At 64.3% G+C, this 23,933-nt stretch carries 22 protein-coding genes; 11 read left to right on the forward strand and 11 right to left on the reverse strand.

Annotated features, from left to right (window positions below):
- Positions 1-421: 421 nt before the first annotated feature.
- The 3 genes from rimI to pssA are packed head-to-tail and all read right to left on the reverse strand — an operon-like array spanning position 422 to position 2,152.
- A complete protein-coding gene (rimI, locus tag J7396_RS17130) occupies positions 422-904 on the reverse strand; it encodes a ribosomal protein S18-alanine N-acetyltransferase (protein WP_007964194.1) in 483 nt (160 codons plus the stop codon).
- Positions 901-1,356 (reverse strand): alanine acetyltransferase, encoded by a 456-nt coding sequence (locus tag J7396_RS17135; RefSeq protein WP_014091069.1) that lies wholly within the window; start codon positions 1,354-1,356, stop codon positions 901-903. Before J7396_RS17135 ends, rimI begins: the two co-directional genes overlap by 4 nt.
- A gap of 22 nt (positions 1,357-1,378) precedes the next feature.
- Positions 1,379-2,152, reverse strand: coding sequence for a CDP-diacylglycerol--serine O-phosphatidyltransferase (gene pssA, locus J7396_RS17140; RefSeq protein ID WP_008576987.1), 774 nt, complete (start codon positions 2,150-2,152; stop codon positions 1,379-1,381).
- A 131-nt stretch (positions 2,153-2,283) separates the two neighbouring features.
- Between pssA and J7396_RS17145 the strand changes: the two genes are divergently transcribed.
- The 3 genes from J7396_RS17145 to J7396_RS17155 all read left to right on the forward strand — a co-directional run bounded on the left by J7396_RS17145 (position 2,284) and on the right by J7396_RS17155 (position 5,328).
- On the forward strand, positions 2,284-2,685 hold the full coding sequence (locus J7396_RS17145; RefSeq protein WP_209261794.1) for a DUF4124 domain-containing protein: 402 nt from the start codon (positions 2,284-2,286) through the stop codon (positions 2,683-2,685).
- 343 nt (positions 2,686-3,028) lie between these two features.
- Positions 3,029-4,723, forward strand: a complete 1,695-nt coding sequence (locus tag J7396_RS17150; protein WP_008576984.1) for a proline--tRNA ligase — start codon at positions 3,029-3,031, stop codon at positions 4,721-4,723.
- 143 nt (positions 4,724-4,866) lie between these two features.
- On the forward strand, positions 4,867-5,328 hold the full coding sequence (locus J7396_RS17155; protein ID WP_014091070.1) for an H-NS family nucleoid-associated regulatory protein: 462 nt from the start codon (positions 4,867-4,869) through the stop codon (positions 5,326-5,328).
- A gap of 56 nt (positions 5,329-5,384) precedes the next feature.
- Here J7396_RS17155 and J7396_RS17160 read toward each other — a convergent pair whose 3' ends face one another.
- The gene (locus J7396_RS17160; protein ID WP_008576981.1) at positions 5,385-6,644 is read right to left on the reverse strand and encodes a threonine/serine exporter family protein; all 1,260 of its coding nucleotides are present in this window, start codon (positions 6,642-6,644) and stop codon (positions 5,385-5,387) included.
- A gap of 168 nt (positions 6,645-6,812) precedes the next feature.
- Here J7396_RS17160 and J7396_RS17165 point away from each other — a divergent pair, with 168 nt between their 5' ends.
- The 4 genes from J7396_RS17165 to J7396_RS17180 all read left to right on the forward strand — a co-directional run bounded on the left by J7396_RS17165 (position 6,813) and on the right by J7396_RS17180 (position 10,423).
- A complete protein-coding gene (locus tag J7396_RS17165) occupies positions 6,813-7,925 on the forward strand; it encodes an ABC transporter permease (RefSeq protein WP_008576978.1) in 1,113 nt (370 codons plus the stop codon).
- An 85-nt stretch (positions 7,926-8,010) separates the two neighbouring features.
- Positions 8,011-8,853 (forward strand): ABC transporter ATP-binding protein, encoded by an 843-nt coding sequence (locus J7396_RS17170; protein WP_008576976.1) that lies wholly within the window; start codon positions 8,011-8,013, stop codon positions 8,851-8,853.
- A gap of 2 nt (positions 8,854-8,855) precedes the next feature.
- On the forward strand, positions 8,856-9,782 hold the full coding sequence (locus J7396_RS17175) for an MlaD family protein (protein ID WP_008576973.1): 927 nt from the start codon (positions 8,856-8,858) through the stop codon (positions 9,780-9,782).
- Complete coding sequence (locus tag J7396_RS17180) at positions 9,779-10,423, forward strand: ABC-type transport auxiliary lipoprotein family protein (RefSeq protein WP_209261795.1); 645 nt, start codon at positions 9,779-9,781, stop codon at positions 10,421-10,423. The genes J7396_RS17175 and J7396_RS17180 overlap by 4 nt, the downstream gene beginning before the upstream one ends.
- 552 nt (positions 10,424-10,975) lie before the next feature.
- Here the strand turns inward: J7396_RS17180 and J7396_RS17185 are convergent.
- A complete protein-coding gene (locus J7396_RS17185; protein ID WP_008576968.1) occupies positions 10,976-11,575 on the reverse strand; it encodes an alpha-ketoglutarate-dependent dioxygenase AlkB in 600 nt (199 codons plus the stop codon).
- Positions 11,576-11,690: 115 nt separating this feature from the next.
- Here J7396_RS17185 and J7396_RS17190 point away from each other — a divergent pair, with 115 nt between their 5' ends.
- Positions 11,691-13,340: an electron transfer flavoprotein-ubiquinone oxidoreductase gene (locus tag J7396_RS17190; RefSeq protein ID WP_209261796.1), complete on the forward strand. Its 1,650-nt coding sequence runs from the start codon at positions 11,691-11,693 to the stop codon at positions 13,338-13,340.
- The gene (locus J7396_RS17195; RefSeq protein ID WP_008576964.1) at positions 13,337-15,424 is read left to right on the forward strand and encodes a glycoside hydrolase family 99-like domain-containing protein; all 2,088 of its coding nucleotides are present in this window, start codon (positions 13,337-13,339) and stop codon (positions 15,422-15,424) included. The genes J7396_RS17190 and J7396_RS17195 overlap by 4 nt, the downstream gene beginning before the upstream one ends.
- A 56-nt stretch (positions 15,425-15,480) precedes the next feature.
- Here the strand turns inward: J7396_RS17195 and J7396_RS17200 are convergent, their stop codons facing one another.
- The gene (locus J7396_RS17200; protein ID WP_008576962.1) at positions 15,481-16,110 is read right to left on the reverse strand and encodes a CoA transferase subunit B; all 630 of its coding nucleotides are present in this window, start codon (positions 16,108-16,110) and stop codon (positions 15,481-15,483) included.
- Positions 16,110-16,841 (reverse strand): CoA transferase subunit A, encoded by a 732-nt coding sequence (locus J7396_RS17205; protein ID WP_008576961.1) that lies wholly within the window; start codon positions 16,839-16,841, stop codon positions 16,110-16,112. The genes J7396_RS17200 and J7396_RS17205 overlap by 1 nt, the downstream gene beginning before the upstream one ends.
- 134 nt (positions 16,842-16,975) lie before the next feature.
- On the opposite strand from J7396_RS17205, the gene J7396_RS17210 reads away from it, so the two are divergent.
- Positions 16,976-18,322 carry a phosphomannomutase/phosphoglucomutase gene (locus J7396_RS17210; protein ID WP_008576959.1) on the forward strand — a complete coding sequence of 449 codons (1,347 nt, stop codon included), beginning with the start codon at positions 16,976-16,978 and terminating at the stop codon, positions 18,320-18,322.
- 47 nt (positions 18,323-18,369) lie between these two features.
- Positions 18,370-19,773, forward strand: a complete 1,404-nt coding sequence (locus tag J7396_RS17215) for a mannose-1-phosphate guanylyltransferase/mannose-6-phosphate isomerase (RefSeq protein WP_008576956.1) — start codon at positions 18,370-18,372, stop codon at positions 19,771-19,773.
- Between the two features lie 289 nt (positions 19,774-20,062).
- Here J7396_RS17215 and J7396_RS17220 read toward each other — a convergent pair whose 3' ends face one another.
- The 4 genes from J7396_RS17220 to rfbA all read right to left on the reverse strand — a co-directional run bounded on the left by J7396_RS17220 (position 20,063) and on the right by rfbA (position 23,907).
- Entirely contained in the window at positions 20,063-21,229 is a 1,167-nt protein-coding gene (locus tag J7396_RS17220) for a nucleotide sugar dehydrogenase (protein WP_008576953.1), read from the reverse strand.
- A 340-nt stretch (positions 21,230-21,569) separates the two neighbouring features.
- Positions 21,570-22,469 (reverse strand): dTDP-4-dehydrorhamnose reductase, encoded by a 900-nt coding sequence (gene rfbD, locus J7396_RS17225; RefSeq protein ID WP_209261797.1) that lies wholly within the window; start codon positions 22,467-22,469, stop codon positions 21,570-21,572.
- Positions 22,466-23,023 carry a dTDP-4-dehydrorhamnose 3,5-epimerase gene (gene rfbC, locus J7396_RS17230; RefSeq protein ID WP_011052372.1) on the reverse strand — a complete coding sequence of 186 codons (558 nt, stop codon included), beginning with the start codon at positions 23,021-23,023 and terminating at the stop codon, positions 22,466-22,468. The genes rfbD and rfbC overlap by 4 nt, the downstream gene beginning before the upstream one ends.
- Positions 23,020-23,907, reverse strand: coding sequence for a glucose-1-phosphate thymidylyltransferase RfbA (gene rfbA / locus J7396_RS17235; RefSeq protein WP_031424432.1), 888 nt, complete (start codon positions 23,905-23,907; stop codon positions 23,020-23,022). The genes rfbC and rfbA overlap by 4 nt, the downstream gene beginning before the upstream one ends.
- Positions 23,908-23,933: the final 26 nt, after the last annotated feature.

A 23,933-nucleotide genomic window follows, 5' to 3' on the forward strand; every position in this document is an offset into this window, starting at 1 on the left:
AAAAAAGCGCTTATCGGCCCATGGCGAAACATTCGCCACCTCGCAGACGGACGTATCTGCCAACGCCCTGCGCGAAGCGCAAACCCATCGCCGCAGTGTTGCCGGCATTCCACATGACCACGTTGGGATCGATTGCACAGGCGCAGCATTGTGTTGACCCCACGCGTTTTGATACGCATGGGTCAGCGCTGCCCTTAATCAATTGGGCTACCGTGTCGCTGCGGACCTCATCAAGCCGGTGGTAGTGCGCAAGACCAGCCCGTTGGGCAAGCGTGATGCCGCACGCGCCATGCGCAGGTGCGTCATGCAACCGCTCAGCGCAAGCATCGAATCGAAAAACCATCAGCGCCGGCATCCAGCGCAGCAACCGCGCACCGCAGCGACGCCAACCAGCCGCATCCTCAACGACGAGTGCGTGCGCTCAGGAAAACCCTTCGAAGAACAATTCGATCGCCATCACCAACGCGTCTTCGCGCCCGGTGTGGGATGGGTAATAGCGCGGGCGCCGGCCGATTTCGTTGAAGCCTTCGGAGTGGTACAGCGCGATCGCCGATGGATTGGACGGGCGCACTTCCAGGAACGCGCGCCGCGCACCGCGATCGCAGGCGCCCTTGATCAGCGCGCGCAGCAACACGCGACCGTGTCCTTGCGATTGCGCCTCCGGTGCGATGCAGACGTTGAGCACGTGCGCCTCGTCGGCGGCGATACTGATCACGCCATAGCCGATGACACGGCCGCCCTGCTCCATCACCCAGCCGGGGTACCCGGCCTGCAGGCAGTCGCGAAAGATGTTGCGCGTCCACGGAAATGGATAGGCGCGCAGCTCGATCTCCATCACCGCATCCAGGTCGCTCTCGCGCATGGCACGCAGCGAGGTGGGTTGCGGCGCGTTCAATGCGCTCACGCCGGGTCCCGGCGCCGACGCAGCGCGCGCAGCTGCGGCCACAGCGCACGCTTGGCGGCCGCATTGCCACGCAGTTCCGCCAGCGGCCAGGAGGCCATCAAGGCCTGGGTCGCAGGATCGCCCGGATTGCAGCCGGACGCGCGCAGCAAGGCCATCTGCAGGCGATCCGGCATGCCGACACGGCTGCGCCGTTGCGGCGCCGACGCTGGCGCAGTGCTGGGCGCGCGGGGCGCTTGGGCCGGTGCCGCCGGTGCATTCCGCCGCGCAACGGGCGCATTGGCCGTTGCAGGGTACGGCGCACGCTCCATACGCGTCGGTGCGGCCGTGGGTGCGCGCTCGGCAACCTCGACAGGCGCCGGCAATGCGTCGACCGCAGCGCGGTCCAGATACACGGTGTGCCCCAACGCCTGCAGATACGACACCTGCAGATCGGACCACATCGGCTCGCTCATCGCCTCGCTCACAAAAACCGGCTCATGGCAGCTCGGGCACGCGCCGCCAGCGTCGCCACAACCACATCAACGGACCCGACAAGGCGTACAGAACCCCGATCACCAGCAACGAGCGCGCCAGATCGATCACCAACAGCGCAATCACCACCGTGGCGATCGCCAGCGCCAGGAACGGCACGCGGTCGGCACGCGGGCCGCGCGCGCCGCCCTTGAAGCTCCAGAACCGGATCCGGCTGACCATCAGCAACGCCGCCACCACCGTGACCGCCAGCGCCACATAGCGAAGCTGCTCGCCATCGAAGCCCAGGCTGTCGTCGGCGAAGGCCCAAACGAAGGACATCATCAGACCAGCCGCCGCCGGGCTGGCCAGGCCGATGAACCAGCGTTTGTCGACCACGCCGACCTGGGTGTTGAAGCGCGCCAGCCGCAGCGCCGCGCAGGCCGCATACAGGAAGGCAGCCGACCAACCGACCCGGCCCATCACGCTACTGTCGTACTTCAGTGCCGACAGCGACCAGTGGTACATCACCAGCGCGGGCGCCATGCCGAAGCTGACCAGATCGGCCAGCGAGTCGTACTGCACACCGAATTCGCTGCTGGTATTGGTCAGACGCGCCACCCTGCCATCCAGCCCGTCCATCACCGCAGCCACGAACACCGCCATGGCGGCCTGGACGAACTGTCCATTGGCGGCGGCGATGATGGCGTAGAAACCGGAAAACAGCCCGGCGGTGGTGAACAGGTTCGGCAGCAGGTAAATCGTGCGCGAGCGCGGGGGCGGTCTCATCTCATCCATCCGCCAAGTGTAGGGCCTGAGGTCTGTCCGGCGGTAGCGCGCTGGCTGGTTCAGCGCCCTGCGCGCCCATCACTTGCCAGCGCCCGCTGCGGATGCTGCAATCGCGGCGGGAATCATCCAGGGGAAGCCACATGCAGCTGTCGTCCGGGCTTTGCGCCCTGTTGATGCTGGTCAGCGCCGCCGCCGGCGCGACCGATCTTTATAAGTGGAAGGACGCCAAGGGCGTGACCCACTACACCGAAACCCCGCCACCGACCGGCCAGCGCTATGAAGCGCGCCGAATCGATGCGCGCAGCGGCACCGCCGCCATCGCTGCAGCAGAGACGGCCGCGCCCGAATCGGCCGACTGCCTCACCGCGCGCCGCAATCTGGAACTGCTCAGCGGCAAGGGCGAGGTCTCCATGGCGGCCGGCACCGATGGCAAGCCTGGCGCCGTCCTGGACCAGGAAGCCCGTGCGACCCAGAGGAACCTGGCCGACGCCGCCGTCAAGGCCTATTGCAAGCCGGCAGCCCCAGGCGGCCCGGCCACCTGAGCCGGGAAAAGCTCCCAGGGGGACGGGAGTTGCCGTCCCGCCGCAGGGCTGGGGTTCAACGCCTGGTGCCGCGACCACCTGCAGAGCCAGCGCGCCCGACCTGATGGCAACACATGCGTAGGTGGTAGAAAGCGCGCCCCCGGGGCCGCATGAGCGCCCGGCACCGGTGATGGATACGTGCGGACGACTGCGCGGTCTACGGCGCACGTGCGCCGGCAAGCCAGCCACTCGAGCCGCCCCGCAGGGGCCTGCCCTGCCAGCGACAACCGGCAACGCGCGCCTGGCGATGACCGGCAGGGCGCGAGACTGGCAAACTAGCGGCTTTCCGCCCAAGCGAAGCCCGATGCGTCTTTCCCAGTTCCACCTGCACACCACCAAGGAAACCCCGGCCGACGCCGAGTTGGTCAGCCACCGTCTGATGCTGCGCGCGGGCATGATCCGCAAGCTGGCCTCCGGGCTGTACACCTGGTCGCCGCTGGGCCTGCGCGTGTTGCGCAAGGTCGAAGCCATCGTGCGCGAAGAGATGAACCGCGCCGGCGCAGTGGAAGTGCTGTTTCCCACCATCCAGCCGCGCGAGCTGTGGGACGCTACCGGGCGTTGGGAGAAGTTCGGCGGGCAGCTGCTCAAGATCAAGGACCGCAAGGAACAGGAGTTCTGCTACAGCCCCACCGCCGAAGAGGCCGCGGCCGAATTCGCGCGCCAGGAAATCAACAGCTACAAGCAGCTGCCGCTGAATTTCTATCAGATCCAGACCAAATTCCGCGATGAGATCCGCCCGCGCTTCGGCGTGATGCGTGCGCGCGAGTTCCTGATGAAGGACGCGTATTCGTTCCATCTCACTGACGAGGACATGGCGCGCGAATACGACAACATGCGCGCCGCCTATACGCGTATCTTCACCCGCCTGGGACTGGATTTCCGCGCCGTGCAGGCCGATTCCGGCGCCATCGGCGGCGATGCATCGCAGGAATTCCACGTCATCGCCGACTCCGGCGAGGACTCGCTGGCGTTCTCCACCGGCTCCGATTACGCCGCCAACGTGGAAACCGCCAGTGCGGCACCGCCGGCCCCGCGCGCCGCGGCCAGCGAAGCAATGCAGCAGGTGGCAACGCCCACCCAGAAGACCTGCGAAGACGTGGCCCAGTTGCTCGGCATCGCGCTGCAGCGCACGGTCAAGTCGGTGGCGGTGATGACCCAGGCCGGCTTCGTGCTGGTACTGGTGCGTGGCGACCACGCGGTCAACGAGATCAAGCTGGCCAAGGTGCCCGGGCTGGCCGATTACCGCCTGGCCAACGAAAGCGAAATCCGCGAACACCTCGGCTGCGAGCCGGGCTTCCTGGGCCCGGTCAACACCGCGCGTCCGGTGCGCGTGGTGGCCGACCGCGATGTCGCCGCACTGGCCGATTTCGTGGTCGGCGCGAATGTGTCCGGCGCCCACCTGGTCGGCGTCAACTGGGGCCGCGACCTGCCCGAACCGGAGACCGTGGCCGATGTGCGCAACGTGGTCGAAGGCGAACGCGCGGCAGACGGCGGCGAACTGCGCCTGGCTCGCGGCATCGAGGTGGGCCATGTGTTCCAGCTTGGCAGCCAGTACGCGCAGGCGCTGCAAGCCACTGTCATCGACGAAGGCGGCAAGGCGGCGGTGATGAAGATGGGCTGCTACGGTATCGGCATTTCGCGCATCGTGGCCGCGGCGATCGAACAGAACCACGACGATGCCGGCATCATCTGGCCCGCGCCAATGGCGCCGTGGCAGGTGGTGGTCTGCGTGATCAATCCCAAGCAGGACCCACAGGTGCTCGCCGCCGCCCAGGCCTTGCTGGACCAATTGCTTGCCGCCGGCCTGGATGCCGCCCTGGACGATCGCGGACTGCGCCCGGGCGCCATGTTCGCCGATATGGAACTGCTGGGCATTCCGCATCGGGTGGTGGTCTCGGAACGTGGATTGGCGGCTGGCACATTTGAATATCGCGCCCGTACCGCCGATGCAGCGGAAAGCCTGGATAAAGCAGCGTTATTCTCCCGCCTGGCGCATTGATCAAACCCCGGGTATCGGCTTCAAATGGATGAACACAAAGCGCCGAATTATTTCGGCGCATTTGTCACACCGGTTTTCTCACTTTATGATGGCCACCGCTGCCATGGACCGGCATTCTTTTTCTCTCATCTTCCGGAGCAGTGATGTCGATCGATCTTAGTGGCCTGTCGGCCAAGCAGTTGAGCGCCCTGATCAAAAATGCAAAGAAGCAGCAGACCGTGGTTGCCAAGCGCGCGCCGATCGCCAAGGTCCGCACGCAGCTGGTCCGCGCTGCAAAAGCCCAGGGTTATTCCATCGAAGAATTGTTTGGCGCTTCTGCCAGTGCCGGTCCGGGCCGTCCGGCGGGTGCCGGCAAGCCGGGTCCGCGTGCCGGCCGCAAGCTGGGCAAGGTGCCGCCGAAGTATCGCAACCCCGCCAACGCCCAGGAAACCTGGACCGGCCGTGGCAAGCAGCCGCGCTGGCTGGCCGAGTTGACCGCCGCCGGCAAGAAGGTGGAAGACTTCCTGATCAGCAAGGTCGGCGGTGCGAAAAAAGCAACCGCCAAGAAGGCCTCGCCGCGCAAGGCCGTCACCAAGCGCGCCGCCAAGAAGTCCAAGGCTGCCTGATTCAAACCAATAAAAACGCCGGCCATGCCGGCGTTTTTATTGCGGGGTGTTTGCCCTTATAAATTCTTGCGGGCCGGAATGAGCAGATTGCCAAACAGCAATCCGGCCATCAATGCCATCACGATATTGGTCACCGCCAAGAGTGCGGCTTGTCCGACGCTGACATCCTGTTGCTGCACCAAGGTCAAAAAGCCACGCAAACTGACGCTCCCGGGAACCAGCATGATGATGCCGGGCAACCGGATCAGCGCACCGGGCTTGTGGACCACGCGCCCGAATAAATTGCCCGCAGCGGTCAATGCCATTGCCGAAGCGAATACCCCGGCCGGACCACCCCAGGCATGTCCTGCATAACGCGCGATGACATAACCTGACATGGCCGCCGCCATGATCCATAAATAATCGCGTCGATTGGCCTTGAACAGCACCGCGAACGCATAAGCGGCCACCACCAGCGAGGCCCATTCCACCCAGCCGGCCTGCGGCCGCAGCGCGGCCACCTGGGGATGCAGGCCAACCAGCTGGGTCAGGGTCACCGCAATGACCGCACCTACGGTCAGCTTGAGCACCGTGGTGACCGCACCGGCCAGACGCGCGGTGCCGGAGACCCAGTGCTGGCTGGCCAGCTCGTTGAACGCATTGGTCAATGACATGCCGGGCAGCAGCACCACCAGCGAGGCGATGATCACCGTGTTGAGGTTCAACGGCCCGATCAGCGAGGCCACCAGCGCGGCCACCACGCCCGCCAGCAGACCGGCCAGCGCCTCGCCGGCTTCCTTGGTGGCAGCGCGCTTGTCGGTGTACTGGGTGAGCAGGCCGATCGACATGCCGATCGCCCCGGCCGTGGCGATATCCAGCCATGGCAGCTTCCACAGCCCGGCCACGCCGGCGGCGGCCAGCCCGAACGCCAGCACCTGCAGGGTCTTGCCGCGCCGGTCCACCTCGCGGTCCAGCCGGCGCAATGCGGTATGTCCTTGCGCGATGCTCATGCGGCCGTTGGCCACGCTGTCGGCCACATAATCGGCCACGCTGAGCTTGTAGAGATCGTTTTCGCCCGGCGCCAGGCGAATCACCCGGGTGATGTCGCTGGAACCGATCGCCTTGGTGGGGTCGCTGAAGCTCAGGATGATGCCGGTGGGGTTGGACCAGGGCTCGCAGTCCAGGCCCAGCTTCTGCGACAACCCCACCACCGCTGCTTCCAGCCGTTGCGCGGTGGTGCCATAGGAATGCAGGCGCCCGGCAATTTCGGACACGAAGGCGACGCGCTGGGCGTAGGTGGCGCTGGCGGACGGGAGGACGACGGTGGCAGCGGACATGCGTGGCGGGTCGGATCGGAGAAACGCCGTGTCCGGCGAGGCCGCCAGTGTATGCCGCAGCGCGCGTAGCCGGCGCCCTCATCGACGGCCATCGGCACACCGCTGCGGTTGCGTCCCCATCCGTCGCTCACATTGGCCCTGTATGCTGGCGCCACGGACAGGCCACCCATGATCAAACCGCAACCTCCACGCATCGAACAAGACTCGCAGGATCAGGCACAGGTCCGCCTCGCTGGCAGTTGGGTCCTGGCGACCGCCCTGCCTCAGGCAGAACTGCTGCAGGCCGTACCCGACGGGGTGCGCCGCATCGACGCGCGCGGCATCCAGCAGCTGGATTCGGCCGGCGTACTGCAGCTGCTGCGCTTTGCCGGCCGCATGGGCCTGAAGGAAGACGCGATCGATTTCCGCGATGAGCACCAGGCACTGGTGTGCACCATCGAGGAACTCAACGACGAGCGCCCCAAGCCCAAACGCGATTACGGCTTCGTCGCCGCGCTCGACCGCCTGGGCCGGGCCACGCATCGCGTCGGCCAGGACATCCTGGAGTTGAACAGTTTTCTGGGCGAAAACCTGGTCAAGATCATGCGGCTGATCCACGAGCCGCGGCGCTTCCGGCTGACCTCCACCGTGCATCACATGGAGCAGGTGGGCCTGGACGCGGTGCCGCTGGTGGTGCTGCTGTCGTATCTGGTGGGCGCGGTGATCGCCTTCCTGGGCTCGACCATCCTGCGCGACTTCGGTGCGGAAATTTACGTGGTGGAGCTGGTGTCCATCGCCTTCCTGCGCGAATTCGCGGTGCTGCTGACGGCAATTGTGTTGGCAGGCCGCACCGCCAGCGCCTTCACCGCGCAGATCGGCGCGATGAAATCGCGCGAGGAAGTGGACGCGATCCGCACCCTGGGCCTGGACCCGATCGACCTGCTGGTGATCCCGCGCCTGCTCGCGCTGATCTTCACCCTGCCGCTGCTGACCTTCATCGCGATGATCGCCGGCCTGGCCGGTGGCGTCACCGTGGGCGCGTTCGACCTGGATATTCCGCCGCAAATGTATCTGGCGCGCATGCACGAAACCATCCAGTTGCGGCATTTCCTGGTCGGGCTCTCGAAGGCGCCGCTGTTTGCGCTGGTGATCGGCCTGATCGGCTGCCTGGAAGGGCTGAAGGTCAGCGGCACCGCGCAATCGGTGGGCGAACGCACCACGTCCTCGGTGGTGCAGACGATTTCCCTGGTCATCATCCTCGACGCGATCGCGGCGTTGTGGTTCATGAAGATGGGGTGGTGATGAAGCCGGGATTGGACATGCGTGATTCGGGATTCGTACAAAGCCGCAGCGCGGCGCTTGCACTGGTATTGGAGAGGAAGGTGCTGTGACCACTCCCGAATCCCCACTCCCCAATCCGGGCCCACAGGCCGAGGCCGACGACGAACAGCTGGCGATTTCCGTGCGAGGGCTCACCAACCGTTTCGGTAGCCAGACCGTGCACGAAGACCTGGATCTGGATGTGCGGCGCGGCGAAATCCTCGGCGTGGTTGGCGGTTCGGGCACCGGCAAGTCGGTGCTGATGCGCAGCATCCTGGGCCTGCGCGATCCCGATGCCGGCAGCATCCAGGTGCTGGGCGCGGACGCGCGCTCGGGCCGGTTCGCCGACCGCCAGCACATCACCCGGAACACCGGCGTGCTGTTTCAGGACGGGGCGCTGTTTTCGTCGATGACCGTGGGCGAAAACGTGCAGGTGCCGCTGAAGGAACACCATGGCGAGTTTCCCGAGCGCTGGTATTTCGAACTGGCGCTGCTGAAGATCAAGCTCGCCGGCCTGCCGGCCGATGCGCTGGACAAGCTGCCTTCGCAATTGTCCGGCGGCATGCGCAAGCGTGCCGGACTGGCACGTGCGCTGGCGCTGGATCCACCGTTGCTGTTCCTGGACGAACCCACCGCCGGGCTGGACCCGATCGGTGCGGCCGCCTTCGACCGTCTGATCCGCACCTTGCAGCAGGCCCTGGGCCTGACCGTGTTCCTGATCACCCACGACCTGGATACGCTGTACGCCATCTGCGACCGCATCGCGGTACTGGCCGACCGCAAGGTGATCGCCAACGCGCCGCTGGCCGAGGTCGAGCAGATCGATCACCCCTGGATCCAGGACTATTTTCACGGTCCGCGCGCCCGCGCCGCGCGCGCGGCCAAGACCGACTCCACCGAGACCGCCTGAGCATGGAAACCAAAGCCAATTACGTCCTGATCGGCGCCTTCACCATCGTGGCCGGCCTGGCCCTGCTGCTGTTCGGGCTATGGGCCGCCAAGTACTCCTCCGACCGCACCTGGCAGCAATACCGGGTGGTGTTCCGCGAGGCAGTGACCGGCCTGTCGGTCGGCAGCCCGGTGCAGTACAACGGCATCGCGGTCGGCTCGATCACCGAGCTGACCCTGGCGCCGAACGACCCGCGGCAGGTGGTCGCGCATGTGCGCGTCAACTCCACCACGCCGATCAAGAGCGACACCCGCGCCAAGCTGGCGATCACCAGCCTGACCGGCCCGTCGATCATCCAGCTCTCCGGCGGCACGCCCGAAGCGCCGGCGCTGACCAGCATCGACAAGAGCGACGCGCCGATCATCCAGACCACCCCGTCGGCGCTGCAGAACATCACCGACACCGCCAATCGCATCGTCGAGCGCATGGACCAGATGCTCTCGGACAAGAATGTGGCCAGCATTTCGGCCACGCTGCAGAACCTGGAGAAGATCAGCGGCGGCATCGCCGATCGCGACGAAGGCATGCAGGCGCTGATCGTCAGCGCGCGCGACGCCGCGCGCAATCTGGACACCACCCTGACCACCACCAACGGCACCATCAAGCGGCTGGACCAGAACCTGGTACAGCAGCTGCCGGGCATCCTGGAAAAACTCGATGCCACCCTGGTCAAGCTGGATTCGGCCGCCGGCAATGCCGACAACATCCTTGGCGAGAACCGCGCGGCCATCAATAGTTTTGCCAACGATGGGCTGGGCCAGCTCGGCCCCACACTGACCGAATTGCGCGGCCTGATCCGTGACCTGCGCCGGGTCAGCGACAAACTGGACAACAACCCTGCGCGCTACCTGCTCGGCCGCGACGCACCCAAGGAGTTCGAACCGAAATGACTGCCATGCGTGTGTTGCGTCCCCTGCTGTGCGCCTCGTTGCTGGCGCTGGGCGGCTGCTCGGTGCTGACCGGCGGCGACAAGAAGCCTGCCACCATCTACGCCCCGACGGTGCGCGTGACGCCCAATCCCACCTGGCCGCAGGTGACCTGGCAGCTGGTGGTGGCCAAGCCCAGCGCCGCACGCGTCATCGACAGCCCGCGCATCAATGTGCGCCCGACCCCTGGCGAACTGCAGGTCTACCACGGCGCTGGCTGGGCACAGCCAGCCACCGACATGCTGGAAGACAGCGTGGTGCGCGCGTTCGAAGACTCCGGCAAGATCGCCGCGGTGGCCCATATCGGCACCGGCATCCGCTCGGACTACAAGCTGGCGATCGATCTGCGCCGCTTCGAATCCGATTACGCCGGCCAGTCGCTGCCCTCGGCCACGATCGAGCTCAACGCCAAATTGCTGCATTCGACCGACCAACGCGTGGTCGCCTCGCGCACCTTCCTGGTCGCGCGCCCGTCCACCGGCACCGATACCGCCGCAGTCGCGGTGGCTTTCGAGCAGGCGCTGACCCAGGTCACCACCGAGCTGGTCGGCTGGACGCTGACCACCGGGCAACAGGACAGCCAGAACGTGCCGCGTTCGTTGTAAGCGCAAGCGACAGGCTTGAAGCGGCTGACAGGCGACGTCACGCCGGTCTCCTGCAGAGCGGCTGATCTGTGCCATGGCTGCAGGGCGCTTACCCTCCCACTATCGCAAGACACGCTGCAAGTACGTCCCTGCATGCTTCCTGGCGGCATCCATGCCGCCAAGGTTCGGCGAGGGTAGGCGGGCAAGGACCAGTTGAGATGTTCGGTGTGCACAGCTTTCAAAGAAGCAGCTAGCGGCTTCTCGACGCGGTCTGCTCGTTCTTCAACACAGCAGCCAGTCGACTGTCTGGGCGGGGCGTCCTCGCTCTTCAATCACGTCATCAATGCACTTTCTGGTGCGGTGTCCTTGCCGCTTGCGGGACCGTTGGCGGCATGGATACCGCCATCGAGCCCGCATGGATGGGTTCACGGCGTGTTACGCAAGCGGTGAGGGAACCGCGCACTCGATCCACTCATCGTTTGACCTGGATTGCTGGTTGCGCCCACGCAAGCTGCGGCCGACACGCCCACCGGGCTCACTGCCCAGGCGAGCGCGCTGCAAGTTGCTAGCCGCTCATGGCTGGGACACGCGCACTGCGATCTGACGAAAGGTCAGATTGATGCGCTCGTCGACCGGCTTGGCGGTGCGCGGCAAAGCGTGTTTGTAGTGGCGCTGGGTGTCGCCGCCCATCAGCAACAGGTCGCCGTGACCGAGCTCCAGCATTTGCTTCAGGGCCGCATCGTCGCGGTGCTTGAACGCAAAGCGCCGCGTCGCACCCAGGCTCACCGAGGCAATCAATGGCTGCGCGCCCAGCTCAGGCTCGTCGTCGCTGTGCCAGCCCATCGCATCGCTGCCACTTCGGTAGCGATTGACCAGCACGCTGTTGAACCGGTGACCGGTTTCGTCCTCCAGCCGCATGCGCACGGGCTGCAGCACCTCCAGCCAGGGCTGTGGCGAGAACCGTGTGCCCGAGTAGCGATAGCTCGCCTCCGGATCGCCGATCCAGCTGCTCAGGCGCGGCGAATCCACCATGCGTCCGAACATCCGGATGCGGTGCACCTCCCAGTGCGCCTGCGCCAGCAGCGCCTGCATCAGCGCATCGGCCTGCGCGGGCGGCAGCCAACCACGCCACCAGTTGATCTCCGCCCCCGGCAATGCCACCCGAATCTTCATTCCGGAAACGCTAGCACGCAGCCCCGCATGGCGCGGATGAATCGACCCGATTTGCCGCCGTCACATGCAATCCCGGAAAATGCGCAACAGCCATCGAGCCAACGGGAGCGGAGCAATGTCGGAAGCGGGAGTGGGCGCACACGCGTCAGAGGCGGTCGAGCGCGACGTCATGGAATACGACGTCGTCACCGTCGGTGCCGGTCCGGCCGGGCTGTCGTTCGCGATCCGGCTCAAGCAGCTCGATCCGAACATCAGCGTCTGCGTGATCGAAAAATCCAGCACCATCGGCGCGCATATCCTGTCCGGTGCGGTGATCGAGCCCGGCCCGCTGGATGCATTGCTGCCAGGCTGGCGCGACAATCCGCCGCCGATCTGCGTGGCGGCCACCGACGACGAATTCTGGTTCCTCGGCAAGGACAGCGCACGCAAGTTCCCGGTGGTGCCGCCGGGCATGCGCAACCATGGCAACTTCATCGTCAGCCTGGGCGCGATGTGCGCCTGGCTGGCGCCGCAGGCCGAAGCGCTGGGCGTGGAAATCTATCCAGGGTTCGCCGCCGCCGAAACGCTGCACGACGACAGCGGCCAGGTGGTGGGCGTGCGCATTGGCGACATGGGTATTGCAAAAGACGGCACGCACAAGCCCGGCTACACCGCCGGCATCGACATCCGCGCCAAGGTCACCGTGCTGGCCGAAGGCGCGCGTGGCCACCTGACCAAGCGGCTGCTCAAGCGCTTCGACCTCACCGCCGACAGCGACCCGCAAGGCTATTCGATCGGCATCAAGGAGCTGTGGCAGGTGCCCGAAGGCCGCGTCACGCCCGGCAAGATCGTGCACACCATTGGCTGGCCAGCCGACAACCGCACCTACGGCGGCAGCTTCGTCTATCACCTGGACAACAACCAGATCGCGCTCGGTTATGTGAGCGGGCTGGACTACAGCGACCCGGCCTACCAACCGTGGGAAGCCTTCCAGCAATGGAAGAACCACCCCATGATCAAGCCGCTGCTGGAAGGTGGCAGCATTCTGTCTGCCGGCGCCCGCGCACTGGTCAGCGGCGGTTGGCAATCGCTGCCGAAAGTGGACATGCTCGGCGCCTTGCTCATCGGCGACACCGCTGGCCTGCTCAACGTACCCAAGATCAAGGGCACCCACCAGGCGATCCGCAGCGGCATGCTGGCCGCCGAACACCTGGTGCAATCGCAGCTGGCGCCACAGGGCTTCGATGCCAAATTGCGCGCCTCCGAGGTCATGGCCGAGCTGAAGCAAGTCCGCAACATCAAGCCCGGTTTCAAGAAGGGCCTGTGGTTCGGCCTGCTCAACGCGGCCTGGGAAACCGCGCTCAAGGGCGCTTCGCCGTGGACGCTGAAGAACAAACCCGACTGGTCGGCGCTGCACAAGCTCGGCGAGTACGAACAGCCCAAGCGCGACTACGTCACCCGCGACCTCGCCCCGCGCGATCGCCTGCAAGCCGTATATTTCGCCGCCACCGAGCACGATGAAGACCAGCCGGTACATCTGAAGGTGTTGGACACCGATGTATGCGCCACCCGCTGCGTGACCGAATACGACAACCCCTGCACCCGTTTCTGCCCGGCCAACGTCTACGAAATGGTCGCAGGCACCGCCAGCCCCTCCGGCAAGCGTCTGCAGATCAACGCGGCCAACTGCGTGCACTGCAAGACCTGCGACATCAAGGACCCGTACGAAATCATCACCTGGGTCACGCCGGAGGGTGGTTCTGGTCCGAACTACCAGAATCTGTGAGTGCGCCCGGTCGCTCGCTGCAGTCGCGCCTGCGCACATCGGTGTTCGGTCTGTTGCGCGCAGGATTTCGTGCGATACCGCTGAGCGACGCAACGCGCGACCGCTGGCGCGGTTGGTTTCTGGATCGACATGCGGACTGGGTCCCGGAACCGGCACGCGGCCGGGTGCGCCATGGCAGCTCGCGACGGCCAACAGTCCGCAGCGACGAAGCAGCGATTGGATATGTCCCATACAGTGCGACCACGCTGCCCGAAACGCTTCCCGCCCAGCTGATCGCGTTTTATCTGCCGCAATTTCATCCGATCCCCGAAAACGATGCATGGTGGGGCAAGGGATTCACCGAATGGCGCAATGTCAGCCGTGCGCTTCCCCAGTTCGAAGGCCATCAGCACCCCAGACTCCCGGCGGATCTGGGCTTCTACGACCTTCGCAATCCCCTTGTCATGCGCGAGCAGGCGCGCCTTGCGCAAGAGTATGGCCTTCGCGCCTTCTGTTTTTATTTCTATTGGTTTGCCGGCAAGACCTTGCTGGAAATGCCGATCACCCAATGGCATCAGGATGACACGATCACCCTGCCGTTCTGTCTTTGCTGGGCCAATGAAAAATGGGCACGCCGCTGGGATGGCCGCGGCGACGATATCCTGATCGATCAGGCGCATGATGTGGATGACGACCTGGCCTTTATCGCGCATGTCGCAACTTACATGCGAAATCCCAAGTACCTGCGCGTCGAAGGGCGGCCGGTGCTGTTGGTGTATCGACCACATTTGATGCCTGAACCCGCACAGACAGCCGATCGCTGGCGGAGCTGGTGCCGCGACCACGGAATCGGCGAGATTCACCTTGCGTATGTGCAGGGTTTCGAACGGCCCGACCCGCGCGATATCGGATTCGATGCTGCTGTCGAATTCCCGCCAAATATGAGCACACCGCCTTCGGTGGCTGCCCGACAGCGCTTGATCAATCCAGAATTCAATGGCGACGTACTCGACTGGCGAGAACTTGCCCGCGACATGGAACAGCGCCCCCTGCGCGAGTACACCTTGTACCCGGGCGTAAACCCTGGCTGGGACAATGAGCCGCGGCGCTCGGGAAAGGGCCGCATTTATCTGCATGCATCACCTCGCCGCTATCGCGATTGGCTGATGCGTACCGTACGGGATCGTCTAAGGAATACGCCGCCCGCGCATCGCTTGGTGTTCATCAACGCCTGGAACGAGTGGGCCGAGGGCGCTGTGCTCGAACCCGATACCCGCCTTGGGTACGCATGGCTGCACGCGACACGGCAAGCGCTGTTGCACACGGCAGGAGCCGCCACCGGCTCTGATCAGCGCGATGTCTGCGTGGTGTTGCACGCCTGGTACCTCGACGTACTGGACGAAGCGCTAGAGGCAATTGCTCACTGCGGACTGTCGCTGCGGCTCGTCATCACTACCGATATCACGATGGTCGAGCAGGTTCGCCAGCGCCTGCAGCAGCGCGGCGTCCAGGCGCAGGTGGAAGGCTTCGAAAATCGTGGGCGCGATATTCTTCCTTTCCTGCGGGTTGCCAATCGATTGCTCGACGAAGGCGAGCAGGTGGTTTTGAAGCTGCACACGAAAAAATCGACCCACCGCGAGGATGGGGACACGTGGCGGCGCGAAATGTTCTCCGCATTGCTCGCGCCGCAGCACGTCGATGCAATCATGCGCGGATTCGCCGACGACCCCCTGCTCGGCCTCGCGGCGCCCGCGCAGCACTTGTTACCCGTCACCGACTTTATCGGCGGCAATGCCGATGCACTCGATTACCTCGCTGTCCGCACAGGCACGGACGCAATAAACGAACACAGCATGTTCGCGTCCGGCAGTATGTTCTGGGTCAAGCTGGAAGCGCTACGTCCGTTATTGGATGCGCACTTGCATCCCAGTGAATTTGAAGACGAGCAAGGTCAGATCGATGGGACATTGGCCCATGCGATCGAGCGCTTCCTGGCTGTTGCGGTAGGCCACTGCGGACATCATGTCGCAACAGTCGAACAGCTGTTGGGAATCGCTCAACCTACCGCAACCGGACCTTACCGCTACGCACGCAAGGCGCCTTGAGGCGCCTTGCGTGTCGCTAGTTGCTCATGCGCTCGCCGTTGCGTAGATCGCCTCGGTCAGGTCGCAAATTCAACGCCCGTCTTGTGGCGCAACTCGTCCAACTCCACTCCGTCTGCCGCCTCCACCAGCACCAATCCATCTGCAGTGACATCGAACACTGCCAGATCGGTAATGATGCGGTCCACCACGCCGACACCGGTCAGTGGCAGGTCGCATTGGCGCAAGATCTTATGGCTTCCGTCCTTGGCGACGTGCTCCATCAACACCACCACGCGTTTGACGCCGGCCACCAGATCCATTGCACCGCCCATGCCCTTGACCATCTTGCCGGGCACCATCCAGTTGGCCAGATCGCCACGGTCGGTGACCTGCATTGCGCCGAGAATCGCCAGGTCGATGTGGCCGCCACGGATCATCGCGAATGAATCGTGGCTGCCGAAATAGCTGGCACCGGCGCGGGCGGTCACGGTCTGCTTGCCTGCATTGATCAGGTCTGCATCCACTTCGTCTTCGCTTGGAAACGGGCCGATGCCAAGCAGGCCGTTCTCCGACTGCAGCCACACATCCACACCGTCGGGAATGTGGTTGGCGACCAGCGTCGGCAGGCCGATGCCCAGGTTGACGTAGGCACCATCGGTCAGTTCGCGTGCCGCGCGTGCGGCCATCTGGTCTCTGGTCCAGGCCATCACTGCTGTCCTTCGCGCACGGTGCGCTGTTCGATGCGTTTTTCCGGCGTGGCGTTGAGCACCAGGCGGTCCACGTAAATGCCGGGCAGATGCACCTGATCCGGATCGATATCGCCCAGCTCCACGATGTCCTCGACCTCGGCGATGCACACGCGTCCAGCCATGGCGCAGGCGGGATTGAAATTGCGCGCGGTCTTACGGAATACCAGGTTGCCGGCGGTATCGGCGCGCCATGCCTTGACCAGCGCCACGTCGGCCTGCAACGCGGTTTCAAGCACGTAATGCTTGCCGTCGAATTCGCGCGTTTCCTTGCCCTGGGCCACGATCGTGCCGTAGCCGGTGGCAGTGTAAAACGCAGGAATGCCCGCGCCACCGGCGCGCAAACGCTCGGCCAGGGTGCCTTGCGGATTGAACTCCAGCTCGAGCTCGCCCGCCAGGTATTGGCGTTCGAATTCCTTGTTTTCGCCCACGTAGGACGAAATCATCTTGCGGATCTGCCGGGTGGCCAATAATTGACCAAGCCCGAATCCGTCGACGCCGGCGTTGTTCGAGATCACGGTCAACCCGCCGATTCCACTGTCGCGCACGGCTGCAATCAATGCCTCCGGGATTCCACACAACCCAAAGCCGCCCACCGCCAGGGTCTGACCATTGGCCAGTACCCCGTCCAGTGCTGCCTTGGCATCGGCATAGCGTTTGCCGCTTGCCGCACCACGTCCGTCACTGCGCATCACCGCCCTCACCTCGCTGATGTGAAGCGCCCATTCTATCCGCTGACTGTTCCCTGTCCCCGGTCGCAATTCCGCCACACCCAAGACACGGCGCAGCCGCTAAACTCGGGCGTCCCCCACTTCAGGATTTGCCCATGACGCTACCCGCCTTCAAGGCCTACGACATTCGCGGCCGTGTGCCGGATGAACTCAACGAGGACTTGGCCCGCCGCATCGGCGTGGCGCTGGCGGCGCAGCTGGATCAAGGGCCGGTGGTCCTGGGCCACGACGTGCGCCTGGCCAGCCCGGCGCTGCAGGAAGCGCTTTCGGCGGGCCTGCGCGCCAGTGGCCGTGAAGTGATCGACATCGGCCTGTGCGGCACCGAGGAAGTCTATTTCCAGACCGATTACCTCAAGGCTGCCGGCGGCGTGATGGTGACCGCCAGTCACAACCCGATGGACTACAACGGGATGAAGCTGGTCCGCGAGCAAGCGCGACCGATCAGCTCGGACACCGGTCTGTTCGCCATCCGCGACACGGTCGCGGCCGATACCGCAGCGCCGGGCGAGCCCACCGCCAGTGAGCAGAGCCGCACCGACAAGACCGAGTACCTGGAGCACCTGCTCAGCTACGTGGACCGCAGCACGCTCAAGCCGCTCAAGCTGGTGGTCAATGCCGGCAATGGCGGCGCCGGTCTGATCGTCGACCTGCTTGCGCCGCATCTGCCGTTCGAGTTCGTGCGCGTGTTCCATGAGCCCGATGGCAACTTCCCCAACGGCATTCCGAACCCGCTGCTGCCGGAAAACCGTGACGCCACCGCCAAGGCGGTCAAGGACAACGGCGCCGATTTCGGTATCGCGTGGGACGGCGACTTCGACCGTTGTTTCTTCTTCGATCACACCGGCCGCTTCATCGAAGGCTATTACCTGGTCGGCCTGCTGGCACAGGCCATCCTTGCCAAGCAGCCGGGCGGCAAGGTCGTGCACGACCCGCGCCTGACCTGGAACACGGTCGAGCAGGTCGAAGAAGCCGGCGGCATTCCGGTGCTGTGCAAGAGCGGCCACGCCTTCATCAAGGAAAAGATGCGCAGCGAAAATGCCGTCTACGGCGGCGAGATGAGCGCGCACCACTATTTCCGCGAGTTCGCCTACGCAGACTCCGGCATGATTCCGTGGCTGCTGATCGCCGAACTGGTGTCGCAGTCGGGCCGTTCGCTGGCCGATCTGGTCGAAGCGCGCATGCAGAAATTCCCCTGCAGCGGCGAGATCAACTTCAAGGTGGCCGATGCCAAGGCCTCCGTTGCCCGCGTGATGGAGCATTACGCGTCGTTGTCGCCGGAGCTGGATTACACCGACGGCATCAGCGCCGATTTTGGCCAATGGCGTTTCAACCTGCGGAGCTCCAATACCGAGCCGCTGCTGCGCCTAAACGTGGAAACGCGCGGCGATGCCGCACTGCTGGAAACGCGTACGCAGGAAATTTCTGACCTGTTGCGCGGCTGATTGACCCCTCTCCCACCCATAGACGCACTTTGGAGTTTCCCCCGCCCATGAGCGACGTCCTACCCATTATCTTGTCCGGCGGCTCCGGCACGCGCCTGTGGCCGCTGTCGCGCGAGTCCTATCCCAAGCAGTTCCTGCCGCTGGTCGGCGACAAGAGCATGCTGCAGTCGACCTGGCTGCGCGCGGCTCCCGTCGCAGGTCACGCCCCCATCGTGGTCGCCAATGAAGAACACCGCTTCATGGCCGCCGAGCAGTTGCAGCAGTTAGGCGTGAAGCCTTCGGCCATCCTGCTGGAGCCCAAGGGACGCAACACGGCGCCGGCAATTGCCGTTGCAGCGCTGGAAGCGACCCGCGACGGTGCCGACCCGCTATTGCTGGTGCTGCCTTCCGACCACGTCATTCAGAACGAGGCTGCGTTCCAGGCGGCAGTGACCTTGGCAGCGACTGCTGCCGAGCAAGGCAAGCTGGTGACCTTCGGCATCAAGCCGACTGCGCCCGAAACCGGCTATGGCTATATCAAGGCCGGCGCCGGTACCGGTGCAAGCGCAGTCGAGCGCTTCGTCGAGAAGCCCGACCTCGCCACCGCACAAAGCTACCTGGCAAGCGGCGAGTACTACTGGAACAGCGGCATGTTCCTGTTCCGTGCGTCGCGTTACCTCGAAGAGCTGCGCAAGTTCCATCCGGCTATTGCCGATGCGTGCCAGAAGGCGTGGGAAAACGGCAAGCGCGACGCCGATTTCACCCGTCTGGACAAGGACGCCTTCGCCGCCAGCCCGTCGGATTCAATCGATTATGCCGTGATGGAAAAGACCGCCGATGCGGTTGTGGTGCCCTTGGACGCGGGCTGGAACGACGTCGGTTCGTGGTCTTCGCTGCTGGATGTTTCCAGCCAGGATGCGCAAGGCAACGCGCACCATGGCGACGTGATCCAGCTCGATTGCCAGAACACGTATGCGTACGGCTCGCGCCTGATCGCCATGGTTGGGCTTGAGGATGTGGTGGTCGTTGAAACGCCGGACGCCGTGCTGGTCGGCCACCGCGACCGCATCCAGGAGGTCAAGGACGTCGTCAGCCAGATCAAGACCGCTGGCCGTTCCGAGGCCACCTGGCATCGCAAGGTCTATCGTCCATGGGGCGCTTACGATTCCATCGACATGGGCCAACGCCACCAGGTCAAGCGCATCACCGTCAAACCCGGTGCGGTGCTGAGCCTGCAGATGCATCACCACCGCGCCGAACACTGGATCGTGGTGAGCGGCACCGCCGAAGTGACGCGTGGCGAAGAAGTGCTGCTGCTGACCGAAAACCAGAGCACCTACATCCCGCTGGGCGTCACCCATCGCTTGCGCAATCCGGGCAAGCTGCCGCTGGAATTGATCGAGGTGCAGTCCGGCAGCTATCTGGGCGAAGACGATATCGTGCGCTTCGAAGACACCTACGGCCGCGCTTGATCGCGCGTCTCACCGTAGACGGCAATATCGACGGCGGCCTTCGGCCGCCGTCCTGCGTTATCCGTGGCCACGTTTATCGCAATACGGTTCGCGCGCGGATCAGAGGCCACACGCCTCATTGGCTGTGTCGCACACCTGTGAATGCGGGCAACGCAGCTGCATCGCCCACGGTTCGCCACCGCGGGTACCTGCCTGCGAAGCAGGTACATAGCACCGCATCGCCGTGAGTCCCATGGGCGTCCTGGACGGATGGCATCGCCACCCGCCAGGACTCAAGCGCCTGTCTGGCTCAGTTGTCGCCGAACAGGTCGCGCGTATACACCTTGTCCTGCACATCCTGCAGCGCGTCGGCCATGCGATTGCTGATGATGACATCGGCTTCGCGCTTGAAGGCCTCCAGGTCGTTGACCACGCGCGAACGGAAGAACTCAGGATCGCTCAGCGTCGGCTCGTACACGATGACGTCCACGCCCTTGGCCTTGAGGCGCTTCATCACCCCCTGGATGCTGGACGAACGGAAATTGTCCGATCCGGCCTTCATGATCAGCCGATAGATGCCGACCACCTTGGGATTGCGCCGTAGCACGTCGGCGGCAATGAAGTCCTTGCGGGTCGTATTGGAATCGACGATCGCCCGGATGATGTTCTGCGGCACGCTCTGATAGTTGGCTAGCAACTGCTTGGTGTCCTTGGGCAGGCAGTAACCGCCATAGCCGAAGGAAGGATTGTTGTAGTGGCTGCCGATACGCGGATCCAGGCAGATGCCCTCGATGATCTGGCGGCTATCCAACCCATGGGTAAGCGCGTAGGTGTCCAGTTCGTTGAAGTAGGACACGCGCATCGCCAGGTAGGTATTGGCGAACAGCTTGATCGCCTCGGCCTCGGTCGGCTCGGTGAACAACACCGGCACGTCGGGCTTGAGCGCGCCTTCCTGCAACAGCCGCGCGAAGGTTTCCGCACGCGCCGAACGCTCGCCGACGATGATCCGGGACGGGTACAGGTTGTCGTACAACGCCCGGCCTTCGCGCAGGAATTCGGGCGAGAAGATGATGTTGTCGGTGCCGAACTGCGCGCGCAGCTTGGCGACGTAGCCGACCGGAATGGTCGACTTGATCACCATGGTCGCCTGCGGATTGATCTCCAGCACCTTGGCGATCACGACCTCGATCGACCCAGTGTTGAAATAGTTGGTGTCCGGATCGTAGTCGGTGGGCGTAGCGATGATCACGAACTCTGCGCCGGCAAACGCCTCCTTGGCGTCCAGGGTAGCCTTGAAGTTCAAGCCACCCTGGGCCAGCGCGGCCTCGAGTTCCTTGTCGACGATCGGCGAGCGGCCTTCGTTGAGTAGCTTCACCTTGGACTCGACGATGTCCAGCGCCACCACCTCATGGTGCTTGGCGAGCAATACGCCATTGGACAGACCGACATAGCCGGTACCCGCGACAGCGATCTTCATTGGAATTCCTTGCGACATTGGATGGGGGAGGATGTAGCGCGCTGCATGCAGGTCACGGCGTAATGACGGGACGGCCCAGCCCGCAATGGGGCTGGCGCGCCCGCTGGGGGATACGCGAGAACCTGCACGGTGCCGGCTGATGCGATACAGCGCACACCTGCATGCATCCAACGTATGCATCGTGCGTGGCATCCGCTTCAGCGGCACATCCACGTCGGCCGCGACCTGCGTGGAGCAGATCGCCGGTCCGGCGCGGATCAACCCTGATGGTAGCCGAAGCGAAGTGCAAGCTATGAGTCGGTGCTGAAGCCGCACCGATCGGTGGCACCACCGACGACGCTCATCGCTGGGCGAGCGTGTCCAGCACCTGGCTCAGTCCATCCTGCCAGTCCGGCAGGCGGACGCCGAAGGTGTCCTGCAGGCTGTGGATATCCAGTCGCGAATAGGCCGGGCGCGTGGCCGGCGTGGGATAGTCGGCGGTGCTGATCGCCTCCACGCGCGGCGCATGAGCGAGCAGGCCGCGCGCGCACGCCTGCGCGAAGATGGCTTCGGCGAAGCCGTGCCAGGTGGTCTGCCCGGCGGCGGTCAGATGCCACAAGCCGGAGGGTTCGCCTGGCTGGCGCAGCGCGTGCGCCGTGATGTCGGCGATTAACGCCGCTGGCGTTGGCGTGCCGATCTGGTCGGCGACCACGCGCAGCACGTCGCGCTCGGCGCCCACGCGCAGCATCGTGCGCAGGAAATTGTGTCCATGCGCCGCGTAGACCCAGGCAGTGCGGAAGATCAGATGACGGCCGCCGGCCGCCTGCACTGCCTGCTCGCCGGCCAGTTTGCTTTGCCCGTACACGCCGAGCGGCGCGGTGGCATCGTCCGGCCGATAGGGGCGCGTGCCCTGTCCATCGAAGACATAGTCGGTCGAGTAATGGACCAGGGGCACACCGGCGCGCGCGCACCATTGCGCGATGACCGCCGGCGCCTCGGCATTGGCACGGAAGGCGGCATCACGCTCCTGCTCGGCACGATCGACGGCCGTATAGGCGGCTGCGTTGACGACGCAACTTGGCTGCAAGCGGTCCAGCAATTCGCTCAGGCGTTGCGGTGCGTCGAAGTCTGCCACCTCGCACGCTGCCCCATCCGGCAACCGACCACTGCGGGTGCTACTTAGGATCGGGCCATTGGCAGCCAATGCCCGCAGCAATTCCGTGCCGACCTGTCCATTGGCTCCCAGTACCAGCGTGGTCACGGCGTATACACCGGCAGGCGTTCGGCCGGGACATCGCCCAGAAACGGCGCGGCGGAGTCCTTTGCCGACAACAATGGGTTGCTGATCGGCCAGTCGATGCCAATTGCCGCATCATCCCAGCGCACGCCGGCATCGGCCTCCTTCACGTAGACGTCGGTGCATAGGTAGCTGAACACTGCTCGCTCCGACAGCACTGCAAAGCCGTGCGCGAATCCCTCTGGAATCCAGAATTGCTTTTTGTTTTCCGCGCTCAACACCACGGCTGCCCACTGCCCGAAGTTGGGCGATCCATGGCGGACATCGACAGCCACATCGTAGACCTCACCCTCAAGCACGCTGACCAGCTTGCCCTGGGGACGCGGCCACTGGTAGTGCAAACCGCGCAGCACGCCCTTGGCCGAGGTGGACACGTTGCTTTGCACGAATTTCGTCGGCAGACCATGCTGGCCGAAGCGCTCCGCATTCCATGTTTCAAAAAAATATCCGCGTTCATCGCCGAACACTGCCGGCTCGATGACCACACACCCTGGTAAACGGGTTTCGACGATTTTCACGGTACTACTCCTCGCACAGCCAATTCGTGCAGATACTTGCCATAGTCGTTTTTCAGCAATGGGGCGGCCAGCCGCTCCAGCTGTTCCGCATCGATCCAGCCCTGACCGAATGCAATTTCTTCAGGGCAGCACACCTGCAGACCCTGACGCATCTGGATGGTCTCGATGAAATTGGCCGCTTCATGCAGCGACTGGTGCGTTCCGGTATCCAGCCATGCATACCCGCGTCCCAGCGGCTCAAGATGCAGGTCACCAGCATCGAGATAGCAGCGATTGAGATCGGTAATCTCCAGCTCGCCACGCGGGGAAGGTTTCAAGGCGGCCGCATAATCGCTGGCTTTTCCATCATAGAAGTACAGACCGGTGACCGCATAGTTGGAGCGGGGCTTTTCAGGCTTTTCGGCAATATCGATGACCTTTCCCTGCTGATCGAATTCGGCCACGCCATAGCGCTCAGGATCGTTGACCCAATAACCGAACACCGTCGCACCCTGCTCGCGCGCGTCTGCGCGGCGTAGCGTTTCGGTCAAACCGTGGCCATGGAAAATATTATCGCCCAACACCAGGCAACTCGGCTTGCCATCGACAAAATCGCGGCCGATCAGATACGCCTGCGCCAGCCCGTCCGGACTGGGCTGCACGGCGTACTGAATATTGATTCCCCATTGCGCGCCATCGCCGAGCAGAGACTGAAACAGCGCCTGCTCATGCGGCGTGTTGATGATCAAAATATCGCGAATACCTGCCAGCATCAGGACGCTCAGCGGGTAATAAATCATTGGCTTGTCATAGACCGGCAGCAGCTGCTTGCTGACGCCCTTGGTGATCGGATACAGGCGCGTGCCCGACCCACCCGCCAAAATAATGCCTCTACGTTGTGTCATGAGATAGTTCCTTGTGAGGCCCGCAC

The sequence above is a fragment of the Xanthomonas sp. A1809 genome, from assembly GCF_017746015.1.
GTDB lineage: Bacteria > Pseudomonadota > Gammaproteobacteria > Xanthomonadales > Xanthomonadaceae > Xanthomonas > Xanthomonas euvesicatoria.

Excerpts from the sequence above, each read along its gene's own strand:
- J7396_RS17135 (WP_014091069.1), bottom strand. The coding sequence starts at position 1,356 with ATGAGCGAGCCGATGTGGTCCGATCTGCAGGTGTCGTATCTGCAGGCG.
- pssA (WP_008576987.1), bottom strand. The coding sequence starts at position 2,152 with ATGGATGAGATGAGACCGCCCCCGCGCTCGCGCACGATTTACCTGCTG.
- J7396_RS17145 (WP_209261794.1), top strand. The coding sequence starts at position 2,284 with ATGCAGCTGTCGTCCGGGCTTTGCGCCCTGTTGATGCTGGTCAGCGCC.
- J7396_RS17150 (WP_008576984.1), top strand. The coding sequence starts at position 3,029 with ATGCGTCTTTCCCAGTTCCACCTGCACACCACCAAGGAAACCCCGGCC.
- J7396_RS17155 (WP_014091070.1), top strand. The coding sequence starts at position 4,867 with ATGTCGATCGATCTTAGTGGCCTGTCGGCCAAGCAGTTGAGCGCCCTG.
- J7396_RS17160 (WP_008576981.1), bottom strand. The coding sequence starts at position 6,644 with ATGTCCGCTGCCACCGTCGTCCTCCCGTCCGCCAGCGCCACCTACGCC.
- J7396_RS17165 (WP_008576978.1), top strand. The coding sequence starts at position 6,813 with ATGATCAAACCGCAACCTCCACGCATCGAACAAGACTCGCAGGATCAG.
- J7396_RS17175 (WP_008576973.1), top strand. The coding sequence starts at position 8,856 with ATGGAAACCAAAGCCAATTACGTCCTGATCGGCGCCTTCACCATCGTG.
- J7396_RS17180 (WP_209261795.1), top strand. The coding sequence starts at position 9,779 with ATGACTGCCATGCGTGTGTTGCGTCCCCTGCTGTGCGCCTCGTTGCTG.
- J7396_RS17185 (WP_008576968.1), bottom strand. The coding sequence starts at position 11,575 with ATGAAGATTCGGGTGGCATTGCCGGGGGCGGAGATCAACTGGTGGCGT.
- J7396_RS17190 (WP_209261796.1), top strand. The coding sequence starts at position 11,691 with ATGTCGGAAGCGGGAGTGGGCGCACACGCGTCAGAGGCGGTCGAGCGC.
- J7396_RS17200 (WP_008576962.1), bottom strand. The coding sequence starts at position 16,110 with ATGGCCTGGACCAGAGACCAGATGGCCGCACGCGCGGCACGCGAACTG.
- J7396_RS17205 (WP_008576961.1), bottom strand. The coding sequence starts at position 16,841 with ATGCGCAGTGACGGACGTGGTGCGGCAAGCGGCAAACGCTATGCCGAT.
- J7396_RS17210 (WP_008576959.1), top strand. The coding sequence starts at position 16,976 with ATGACGCTACCCGCCTTCAAGGCCTACGACATTCGCGGCCGTGTGCCG.
- J7396_RS17215 (WP_008576956.1), top strand. The coding sequence starts at position 18,370 with ATGAGCGACGTCCTACCCATTATCTTGTCCGGCGGCTCCGGCACGCGC.
- J7396_RS17220 (WP_008576953.1), bottom strand. The coding sequence starts at position 21,229 with ATGAAGATCGCTGTCGCGGGTACCGGCTATGTCGGTCTGTCCAATGGC.
- rfbA (WP_031424432.1), bottom strand. The coding sequence starts at position 23,907 with ATGACACAACGTAGAGGCATTATTTTGGCGGGTGGGTCGGGCACGCGC.